The sequence below is a fragment of the Desulfobotulus pelophilus genome (assembly GCF_026155325.1).
GTDB classification, from domain to species: domain Bacteria; phylum Desulfobacterota; class Desulfobacteria; order Desulfobacterales; family ASO4-4; genus Desulfobotulus; species Desulfobotulus pelophilus.
Map to the genome: position 1 here is coordinate 1 of NZ_JAPFPW010000036.1, position 9,629 is coordinate 9,629.

Sequence of the window (9,629 nt, forward strand, 5' to 3'; positions counted from 1 at the left end):
GTGCTGGAAAAAACCTTTCCTGAAGAATCCAGAAAACTCAGGGCCTCCATTGAGGACCAGTACACCAAGCGCTATCAGGCCCTTAAACTCATGGCAGACCCCAAGAGCGTCTGTGGAGAGTAAAATACAACCATCTCTGCCGCCTCAGGCCGCAGGGATGGACTAAAAAAACCGAAATGGGGAGACAGAAGCCTGAACCAAGGCCCTGTCTCCCCATTTTTTATATCCATCAGACAAACAGGCCATAACTCTGCATGGCCCACCCAGCATATGCCTGAACAAAATTACGTCCTGATGTCTTTTTCCCGGCAACAGGCAAGGCGTACTACCCTTGCAGATAGGACCCCAGCCCATAGGAAAACAGCATAAAAACACCTGAAAAAAAGACGAACAGGTGAGACGGGCTTTTCAGCATTTTCCGACCCCTGACCCTGACCAGAATAACAACGGGAAGAATAAAGAGAAAAATTGCCACAAGGGGAGCAACAAAAAAACCAAACACATCCATTACCGATGGATTACCTGCTGCCATTCCCCACAGCATAAGATAAATGAAAACAGAAATCCACATCTCTGCCTTCTTTCTGCAGACGCTCCCCCTGCCAGCCATGGATGCCAACATAGTGACCAGCTCATAGGCAGATTCATGAACCGCAAAAAAAACACCAATAAACGAAGTAAAAAGTGCCGCCAGCCCCACCAGAACACCGATGTTTGCCAGCACGGGCGAAATACCTTCTTTATAACTCAGTACGGTAAGACAATTCAGATTATCCTGTATGGCTGCCCCAAACTCATCGGGTGAAAGGGAAAGTACACAGGAAAAAACGAATAAAAGCACAAAGAAGAGAAGTAAAACAGACGTTTTCCAGACGATTCCTTTCAGCCTGTTCAAGTCCCTGTCTTTCAACGCTTCCTCGTTCTTACGGAAAGACATAACCATAGAAGACATGGCAGGTAAAAAAACAAAGGACAAGGTCAGAATGGGAAAGATTCTCAGGGCATCGGTAATAAAATCCCAAAAGGAAGACTGACCCTCCCATGAGGAAACACTCCAGAAAGGAATCAGATACATTGATATGGCAAAAAGAAAAAAAATCATCAGAGTAGAAGCAAACGCCACAATCCGGAGCAGCGTTCTTCTGTTAATCATCTGCAGCAGAGCAAAGAAACAGAGAATCATCAGTGTCAAAAAAGGGCCTCTGGCCCAGTTGGTCTCCGTAATCCCCAAGTCTACCCCATAGGCACCTAAATTGGCGTTCAGACCCAGTACATAGGAAAAAAGCACAGCAAAAAAGGTAATAAAAAAAACAGCTATTACCAGAACTCCGGCAAATTTACCCATATAGTGAGCTACCATGCCGGAATAATCCAGCCGCTCATTACCCAGGGCAAGTAACTCCACCACAGAATGGTGGGAATAATAAATGATTGGAAAAATAAGCAGAGAGAGGAAAACAAGGGCAGCCATACCTGAAATACCCGCCTGCAGCGGAAGGTAAAGGATACCGGCCCCCACAGCCGTTCCAAAAAGGGTTAAAATCCATGGCCACGTACCATCCTCACTCTCTGCCTCTCCACTCACAGAACCCATGATCACAACGCTCCTTTACTGGTTAGCCATCAGCGGGCCTTCCCTGAAAAACGGAAAACCGGCCCCAAAAAAATAATAGAGGCCCCGCAAGGGGCCTGCAGCACAGGTGCATGGTTACAAAAAATACTCCTTTTCAGCAAGCTTCAAAAGACCCCTGTCCGTTTCTCCGAAATCAGAATCTTATTTGGGAAGGCTTTGACACCAGCCCCTCTTTCAGGATAAAGGCTTCTTACAAGATAGTCCGCCGGGAAAGACCAGCAAGGTCACCAACTTTATAAAGACCTGATCCTTAATGTAATATAAGTACAACGAATAAGGAGTTACCATGCAGACATCCTGCACCCAGTGCGGCGAATGCTGCCGCAAAGGCGGCCCGGCCCTGCACATTGAAGACAAATTCCTCATCATGCAGGGCAAACTGCCTGCCAACCATCTCTTTACCCTGCGTAAAGGAGAGATTGGCATGGATCCTGTTGAAAATAAAAAAATTCGCCTTGAAGAAGAAATCATTAAAATCCAGCCAGACAAACAAAGGGACTGGGCCTGCACCCACCTTTCCGCAGAAGGAGACGCTTGCGAAATCTACACATCCCGCCCCGTGGAATGTCGCCTGCTTAAATGCTGGGATACCCGAGCCCTGCTGGCCCGCTACCGGGAGGACCGGCTCACACGAAAAGATATCTTCGGCGGCATGGAGGGTCTCTGGGATCTTATTGAGGATCATGAAAAGCGCTGCAGCTATGAAAAGATCCGGGACCTTGTGGATCAGCTGGAAAAAAATGGAGGAAAAGACGCGGAAAGTACCCGGAAACTGGGAGATATACTTCTCTACGACAAGCATATCCGGGAAGTTATGCAGGAAAAAAAACCAGAGATGGCAACCATGGCGGACCTTCTCCTTGGCAGGCCGCTGATGCAGACCATGCCTGCCATGTTCGATCTGAAAATAGAAAAGAAAGATTCCGGATGGGTGATCAAACCCAGACGCATCCCCGTATAACAGGAGGGCGTGCGGTACACCGCACGCCCTTGTCCGGCCCATATCTCTTCCACCGCCACTCACAGCCCGGGAATCATCAGGCCGCTGCAACCATCGGTACCGGCAGTCCGGGAACAGGCAGAAAACATCCGGGCTTACACTTCACTTCAAGGCACACGGGTTCCGGACAAACGGCACACCGGGCATAATCCACGAGGGGAAGGTTCCCATCCATGGCAACAGCCCCATGGGGACAGGCCTTGGTACACAGGCGGCAACCAATACAACCAAAATCACAGGCCTTACGGGTTTCTCCGCCCTTTTCGGGATTCCGGCACATAACCATGGTCTTTGCCGTTTCCGGCACCATGACGATCACATCCTTGGGACAGGCACGCACACAGAGGCCGCATCCGATGCAGGCATCACGTTTCACTTCGGCAATACCCCTGCTATTGATAAAAACAGCTTTTTCCGGGCAAACGGCAACACAGGTTCCCAGACCCAGACATCCCCACTTGCAAGCCTTTTCACCTTCGGTCAGAAGAGAAGCGGCGCGGCAGTCTGCTATTCCCTCATAGGCAAAAAGGCTGTGGCAACCTTCCACCTGACCACCACCGCAGGCCACAACAGCTCTGGAAGGAACCATTTCCTCTGCTTCCTTGCCAGCTATACGGGCCACTTCTGTGGCCACATCCGCGCCACCGGGAAGGCAGAGAGCAGGCGAAACCCCCGGTTCCAGCACCACTTTCTCCGCATACTGCCGACATCCTGCATAACCGCAGGCACCACACTGCCCCGAAGGCAGTACGCCTTCCACAAGATCAATGCGAGGATCCTCCTCCACATAGAGAAACTTGTCCGCTATGGCCAGCAAAAGACCAATCAAGGCACCCAGGCCACTTAAGGCCAGCACAGCAATCAGGATATTCATGGCAGAAGCTTCTCCTTTCGGATTCCCTGTGAGCAGGGCTTACGGAAAATAAGGGGCCGACAATTCTCTGTGCAACGTTGCCTTCCATATGGAAAGCAGCCTGTCTTTCCATATCCAGCCATCCTGCACCACCAACCAGTCCTCTTTTCCGGACGGATTTTTTTCCCATTGTACACAAAAAAACACAAGAAGACTTGCACAAAAGGGTAAACTACCTGTATTCTGGATAAAAAACTATCTTCGAATACGGCACACTTCCTTTTCTGAAGGAATATACCTACAAAATCTATGCCATCAGCCCGGTTGTACAGCCACACCTCCTGCCATCCGATAGATTATGGCCTGTCTTTTGCTTATTCCTGACAAGGAGCGGGGATAATGCTACGAACGACTCAACGATACATCAACAACCCCATGCCCCTCACCTGCCAGACAAACCAAATACAAGGATGCTGCCATGCGTACCACAGAAGCTGTTGTAACGGCCACATCCCCGGATAAAACCAGAGTCCGCGCCTGCAGGCCTGAAGCCTGCTCCGCATGCAGGGCAAAGGGAATCTGCGGAGTGGATACGGCCACCATGGAAATTCAGGTAAAGACCTTTCCGGGTATTGACACAGGAGACAGGGTTCTGGTTGGAATCGGCTCACAGGAATTCCTGAGGGTCATGGCCCTCCTCTATATCACACCGGTTTTTTGCTTTGTTCTTGTAGCACTGACGGCCCACCATGCAGCCAGCCGGATGCAACTGCCAGCGGACCCTCTGGCTGCACTTGCGGCCATCTTTTCTCTTGTTCCGGCTTTTTTCGTTATCCGCAGAATCAGTCACAACATGGCAAAATCGCCAGCCTACGGTCCCCGCATCCTCAAGCGGCTTCACAAGTCTGATTTTCCGGACAAAGAAGATAACCCGCGTCATGCAGAGAAAAGCGAAATCAATGTTTTCAATATAAAAACAAAACTATAACAAGCATGGCATTTAATTTGCTAGCCTTTATGGCAAGCAGGCTGCCTGAACCTCCTGTCTCCACGGCCCCGATGGCAGAATGCCACCGGGGCCATGCACAGGAACCAACCCCTCACAGGAGGGAACCTTCGGCAATCATCAGGCATAACCCGGAACCTGACCCACACCCAAAGGCGGACTTTCATGCAGCAACTTCCTCCCAAAACGCTTGTGGCCCTCGCTATCCTGCTTGCCGCACTGGGCCTTGTTGCCTACATCCTCTTCCCCAAGGCTCCGCCCATGGATCCCGTACGCATTCTCTTTGAAGGAAAGGCCGGGAACGTCCTTTTCGACCATCAGATCCATGCGGAAACCTACGGGCTGGACTGTGCCAGCTGCCACCACAATCTTGAGTACGGAGATGACACCTTTTCCTGTCTGGCCTGCCACGAGAAAGACTCCGATGACCCCTTCATGCTTTCCTACACCGATGCTCTTCACGACCAGTGCATCCAGTGCCATGAAGAAGAACAGGCGGGTCCGGTGGACTGTGCATCCTGCCACAGCCGCTGATTCCGGCCGGGCAACTTCAGCCAGTCCCCTTATCTGAGAGGGATATTCACATTCGCATCAGGAGAAACTCCATGATTGTTAACCGACTTCTTACCCTAGGTTCTTCCCGGCTGCGATATGCGTTGCTACCCCCAACGCCACCCAGCCCGGACCCGCTCCCCCTCCCTTCCAGCGTCACCCTCCTTATGGACCAAAGCCTTGAACCCGGTATGGGAGGGAGGGAAGCGCTGCTGCGTCTCAAACAGATTCCCGGAAAGGCTTTCAAACTCCAGAAAGGAGATGCCGTAAGTCAGGGACAGATTCTGCAGCTCCTGGAGGAAGGCCAGGCGGTTATAGCTCCCATTTCCGGCGTGGTAACGGACATGGCACCCTATGTGGGAGACTACGGCCGCGTATACATGACCCTTACCATTGAAGCGGGTGAAACGGACATGCCATCGGGTACGCGGCCCTTTGCAGGCAGTGACATGTTCCGTGCAGCACCGGCACTTCCGGGAAAACCCGCCCTGCCGGAAACGCCTCCTGCCAGAGTCATCATCAATGGCCTCGGCTCCGACGTACTCGCCACCAACAACCAGTATGTTCTGAAAACCAGAAAAAACGACCTCGAAGCCGGACTTGACTGGATACGGAACACCTGGCCTTTTGCATCCGTTCATCTCATGGTGGCCGAAGGCCAGCAGAAAGAATGGGATACCACAAAAGACTGCCGCGTTTACGGTATCGCTCCCATATATCCGGCCGCTTCACCACGACTCCTGCACCGCACGGTAACGGGCGAGGAAGCGCCTGCGGAAGAACCCCTTATCAAAGCCGGCACCCTCGTACTGCAGGCAGAAGCACTGGCATCCATGGGAACGCTTTATGCCACCGGGGTACCACCCATGCAGAAACTGCTGCAGGTCATGGGAAAAGATGGTGTGGGTCACCTTGTTTCCGTATGCATCGGCACACCCGTTTCCAACGTTCTGGAACATCTCGGGCTCAAGGCCGAGTACGGTGACAATGTTATCCTCGGGGGCCCCATGACCGGCTATGCCGTATATGCCGAGGACTTCCCCATCTGTCCGGATACGGATACCCTGCTGGTACAGGCTCCCGAAAGGGGAGTGCCCTGCCAGACACCAGCCTGCCTCAACTGCGGTGCCTGTGTACGCATCTGTCCCGCACGGGTTCCCGTAAACCTGCTGTTACGGGTACTGGAAGCCGGTCACTATGAAGAAGCTGCCGAGGCATTTGACCTTATGAGCTGCATTGACTGTGGCCTATGCAGCTTTGTCTGCCCCGGTCGCATTCCCATATTCCAGTATATTCAGCTGGCCAAATACGAACACCGCCGCCATCCGGCAGAAAGCGGTACGCAGAGTCAGGAGGTGGGCGAATGATCACTTCTTCAACCCGCCTTACCGTCAGGCATGCCCCTTTTGCCCACTGCGGACAGAGAATTTCCGGCCGTCACCTGCTGATTATCCTTGCCGCTCTGCCGGCCATCCTGCCCACGGTATGGCGCTTCGGAGCTCCGGCAGTAGCGGTGGTGCTAATGGCCGTGGGTTCAGCCATGCTCTGGGAAATGATCTTCCAGACCATAAGCAGAAAACCTTCTGCCGCCAGAGACGGAGGGGCTGCTCTTACGGGTCTTCTCATTGCCATGCTCATGCCCATGGCCATGCCATGGTGGGCAGTTATCTGTGCCACGGGTCTTGCCATCGGTCTCGGCCGGGAAATTTACGGGGGAACGGGTACCCACCCTTTCAACCCCACCGCACTGGCAACGGCTCTTCTGCTCATATCATGGCCCCATCTCTATGATCTGGATCGTACTTTTCTGCATTATACCCTTGACTTCCCGGCCATATGGCCTCTGGTTGAAGTCAGGGCCATGGGCGCAGAAGCGGCTTTACGGTTCAGCTACGCAGATCTCTTTATGGGCAGAGAGATTGCCCATATCGGCACGGGCTGTGCGGCAGGTCTTCTCATCGGAGGCCTTATTCTCATGCTTAAAGGCATTTCCCGCTGGGAAATCTGCCTTTCTTTTATCGCAGGCATTCTCATTACGGCCACAGGCTTCCAGCTTGTCAACCCCGAAGCCTATGCCGGTCCCATCTTCCATCTGCTTACGGGCAGCACCCTTTTTGCCGCCTTCTTTCTCATGCCGGAAGATGCGGGCTCTCCGGTACTTCCCCTGCCCATGATTCTCTTTGGTCTTGGCGGCGGAGCGCTGGTTATCATCATCCGGAACCTGGGCATGTATGGAGACGGGGCGGTATTTGCCGTTCTGCTGATGAATCTTCTTACCCCCATCCTGGATCGGATGCGGCCTAAAGCCCTGGGGAGGTCCTCATGGGAGAACTGATACGCATGGTGGTCACCCTTGCCATACTCAGTGCTGTTTCCGGCGGTGTGCTGGCAGGGCTGCAGCAGTGGACCAAAGACCCCATTGAAAGACAAAAACTGGCCAATGAAAAGGCACCGGTCATCCGGCAGATTCTGGAAGGCACGAACAACGACCCCATTGCCGACCGTTTTACCCTGAATGACGGCAGCAACGACTACCTTATTTTCCCCGGCAGCCTGAACAATGACCGAATCATGGTTCTGGAAGACAGGGCGCAGGGGTATTCCGGTGATGTCCATGTAATGGTGGGCTTCCGGCTCAAAGACGATACCCTCGTTGGAGCGGGCGTCACAACCCACAGCGAAACCCCCGGTATCGGTTCCAGAGCCAAGGAAGAGCCTTCGTTCACCCGTCAGTTTACGGGAAAAAAAGCCGCCTCACCCAAAAACCTCCGCAGCGATGGAGGGGATCTGGACAGCATCAGCGGCGCCACCATCACATCCCGTGCGGTGGTTCAGGCAGTGGAACGGGCCTCTGCCGCCTATCTGCGACTGAAGCCCGAACTTGAATCCCCTACCACGGAAAAGGAGGAATAAATGCCCCGTCCCCTCCATAAAGAGTTCCTGAAGGGCCTGTGGGAAGAAATTCCTCCTTTCCGCCTTGTGCTCGGACTCTGTCCCGTACTGGCCGTGACCATGACCGTTGAAAACGGCATCGGCATGGGTCTTGCCACCACCTTTGTACTGGTCTGCTCCAACATTCTCATATCACTCCTGAGAAACCAGATCCCGCCCAAGGTGCGCATTGCCTGTTATATTCTGGTCATCGCCACCTTTGTTACCATCGTGGATATGCTCATGCAGGCCTTCACCTATCCGCTGTATCAAAAGCTGGGCATTTTCATTCCCCTTATTGTGGTTAACTGTATCGTACTGGGAAGGGCCGAAGCCTTTGCCAGCAAGAACAGCCTTCTTCCATCTCTGGCAGACGGCCTCGGTATCGGTATAGGGTTCACCCTCTCCCTGGCAACTCTGGGGGCTGTACGTGAAATTTTTGGCAACGGTACCTTTCTGGGACATGGAGTTTTCGGCCCCGGATATGAACCCCTCGCCTTTCTGGTGGAAGCCCCCGGTGCCTTTATCGGCCTCGGTATTCTGCTGGGACTCATGAACCTTATCAGTCAGCGGCGATAGGAGAGAACATGGAAACCTATATCCTCCTGGCCATTACCTGCATTCTGGTCAATAATATTGTTCTCACCCAGTATCTCGGCATCTGCCCTTTCATGGGAACATCCAAGGCCATGGAAACGGCAACGGGCATGTCCATGGCCGTACTCTTTGTTCTGGTCATGGCAGGATCCGTAACCTGGATGGTGGAACACTGGCTTCTGGCGCCCCTCGGCATCACCTTTCTGCGCACCATCGCCTTTATTCTCATCATTGCCTCACTGGTACAGTTTGTGGAAATGTTTCTTAAAAAAAGTGCACCCGGCCTTTACGCAGGCCTGGGCATCTTTTTGCCCCTCATCACCACCAACTGCGCCGTCATGGGTGCCTGCCTTCTGGCCATCAGTGCGGAATACACCTTCCTGCAGACCCTTGTTGCTTCCACGGCCTATGCCCTTGGCTTTGGTCTGGCCCTCACCCTGTTTGCGGGTATACGGGAAAGGCTTTTCCAGAAACGAATTCCCGGACCTTTCCGGGATACGGCCATCGGGCTGATCACCGCAGGAGTCATCTCTTTAAGTTTTTTTGCCTTCAAAGGCATGGGCTGAAGGAAAATCCCGGAAGCCCTTATTCCCTTTTATCAGCAAGCCACAAGCTTTTCATGAAGCCGTGCAATCCACGGTACAACCCTTAAGGAGACATCATGGCAGCAAAACAAAAAACGCTCATGACCATCGATGGCAATACCGCAGCGGCCCATGTGGCCTACGCCTTCAGCGACCTTGCCACCATCTATCCCATTACTCCATCCACCCCCATTGGCGAAATTTCCGATGCCTGGGCTGCGGACGGTCGTAAAAATATTTTCGGTCAGCCAGTGACCGTGCGCCAGCTGCAGTCCGAAGCCGGTGCAGCAGGCTCCATGCACGGTGCCCTTGCCGCAGGAGCCCTGACCTCCACCTTTACGGCATCCCAGGGGCTTCTCCTCATGATCCCCAACATGTACAAAATGGCTGGCGAACTCCTGCCTGCCGTTTTCCATGTTACGGCCCGTGCCGTGGCTGCCCATGCCCTTTCCATTTTCGGTGATCATCAGGAC

General features: G+C 53.2%; 10 protein-coding genes and 1 pseudogene. 9 read left to right on the forward strand and 2 right to left on the reverse strand.

Going from position 1 to position 9,629, the window contains the following annotated elements; genetic code table 11:
* Nucleotides 1-325: 325 nt before the first annotated feature.
* A complete protein-coding gene (locus tag OOT00_RS15420) occupies nt 326-1,594 on the reverse strand; it encodes an aromatic amino acid transport family protein (protein ID WP_265426320.1) in 1,269 nt (422 codons plus the stop codon).
* A gap of 325 nt (nt 1,595-1,919) precedes the next feature.
* On the opposite strand from OOT00_RS15420, the gene OOT00_RS15425 reads away from it, so the two are divergent.
* A complete protein-coding gene (locus OOT00_RS15425; RefSeq protein WP_265426321.1) occupies nt 1,920-2,594 on the forward strand; it encodes a YkgJ family cysteine cluster protein in 675 nt (224 codons plus the stop codon).
* Nucleotides 2,595-2,670: 76 nt separating this feature from the next.
* Here the strand turns inward: OOT00_RS15425 and OOT00_RS15430 are convergent, their stop codons facing one another.
* Nucleotides 2,671-3,507 carry an RnfABCDGE type electron transport complex subunit B gene (locus OOT00_RS15430; protein ID WP_265426323.1) on the reverse strand — a complete coding sequence of 279 codons (837 nt, stop codon included), beginning with the start codon at nt 3,505-3,507 and terminating at the stop codon, nt 2,671-2,673.
* A gap of 457 nt (nt 3,508-3,964) precedes the next feature.
* On the opposite strand from OOT00_RS15430, the gene OOT00_RS15435 reads away from it, so the two are divergent.
* From OOT00_RS15435 to OOT00_RS15470, 8 genes and pseudogenes are all read left to right on the forward strand, one after another.
* A complete protein-coding gene (locus OOT00_RS15435) occupies nt 3,965-4,474 on the forward strand; it encodes a SoxR reducing system RseC family protein (RefSeq protein ID WP_265426324.1) in 510 nt (169 codons plus the stop codon).
* Nucleotides 4,475-4,657: 183 nt separating this feature from the next.
* Entirely contained in the window at nt 4,658-5,026 is a 369-nt protein-coding gene (locus OOT00_RS15440) for a cytochrome c3 family protein (RefSeq protein ID WP_265426325.1), read from the forward strand.
* A gap of 71 nt (nt 5,027-5,097) precedes the next feature.
* A complete protein-coding gene (locus tag OOT00_RS15445; protein WP_265426327.1) occupies nt 5,098-6,411 on the forward strand; it encodes a 4Fe-4S dicluster domain-containing protein in 1,314 nt (437 codons plus the stop codon).
* Nucleotides 6,408-7,379, forward strand: coding sequence for an RnfABCDGE type electron transport complex subunit D (locus tag OOT00_RS15450; RefSeq protein ID WP_265426328.1), 972 nt, complete (start codon nt 6,408-6,410; stop codon nt 7,377-7,379). The genes OOT00_RS15445 and OOT00_RS15450 overlap by 4 nt, the downstream gene beginning before the upstream one ends.
* The gene (gene rnfG, locus OOT00_RS15455; RefSeq protein ID WP_265426329.1) at nt 7,367-7,957 is read left to right on the forward strand and encodes an RnfABCDGE type electron transport complex subunit G; all 591 of its coding nucleotides are present in this window, start codon (nt 7,367-7,369) and stop codon (nt 7,955-7,957) included. The genes OOT00_RS15450 and rnfG overlap by 13 nt, the downstream gene beginning before the upstream one ends.
* Nucleotides 7,958-8,554 carry an electron transport complex subunit RsxE gene (gene rsxE, locus OOT00_RS15460; RefSeq protein ID WP_265426330.1) on the forward strand — a complete coding sequence of 199 codons (597 nt, stop codon included), beginning with the start codon at nt 7,958-7,960 and terminating at the stop codon, nt 8,552-8,554.
* Between the two features lie 8 nt (nt 8,555-8,562).
* Entirely contained in the window at nt 8,563-9,138 is a 576-nt protein-coding gene (locus OOT00_RS15465) for an electron transport complex protein RnfA (protein WP_265426331.1), read from the forward strand.
* A gap of 95 nt (nt 9,139-9,233) precedes the next feature.
* Nucleotides 9,234-9,629: pseudogene (locus tag OOT00_RS15470) on the forward strand (pyruvate:ferredoxin (flavodoxin) oxidoreductase); the annotation flags it as partial.

What these genes read in the sequence shown, in the direction of transcription:
- OOT00_RS15465 (WP_265426331.1), top strand. Translation starts at nt 8,563, where the DNA reads ATGGAAACCTATATCCTCCTGGCCATTACCTGCATTCTGGTCAATAAT.
- rnfG (WP_265426329.1), top strand. Translation starts at nt 7,367, where the DNA reads ATGGGAGAACTGATACGCATGGTGGTCACCCTTGCCATACTCAGTGCT.
- OOT00_RS15420 (WP_265426320.1), bottom strand. Translation starts at nt 1,594, where the DNA reads ATGGGTTCTGTGAGTGGAGAGGCAGAGAGTGAGGATGGTACGTGGCCA.
- OOT00_RS15435 (WP_265426324.1), top strand. Translation starts at nt 3,965, where the DNA reads ATGCGTACCACAGAAGCTGTTGTAACGGCCACATCCCCGGATAAAACC.
- OOT00_RS15430 (WP_265426323.1), bottom strand. Translation starts at nt 3,507, where the DNA reads ATGAATATCCTGATTGCTGTGCTGGCCTTAAGTGGCCTGGGTGCCTTG.
- rsxE (WP_265426330.1), top strand. Translation starts at nt 7,958, where the DNA reads ATGCCCCGTCCCCTCCATAAAGAGTTCCTGAAGGGCCTGTGGGAAGAA.
- OOT00_RS15425 (WP_265426321.1), top strand. Translation starts at nt 1,920, where the DNA reads ATGCAGACATCCTGCACCCAGTGCGGCGAATGCTGCCGCAAAGGCGGC.
- OOT00_RS15450 (WP_265426328.1), top strand. Translation starts at nt 6,408, where the DNA reads ATGATCACTTCTTCAACCCGCCTTACCGTCAGGCATGCCCCTTTTGCC.
- OOT00_RS15440 (WP_265426325.1), top strand. Translation starts at nt 4,658, where the DNA reads ATGCAGCAACTTCCTCCCAAAACGCTTGTGGCCCTCGCTATCCTGCTT.
- OOT00_RS15445 (WP_265426327.1), top strand. Translation starts at nt 5,098, where the DNA reads ATGATTGTTAACCGACTTCTTACCCTAGGTTCTTCCCGGCTGCGATAT.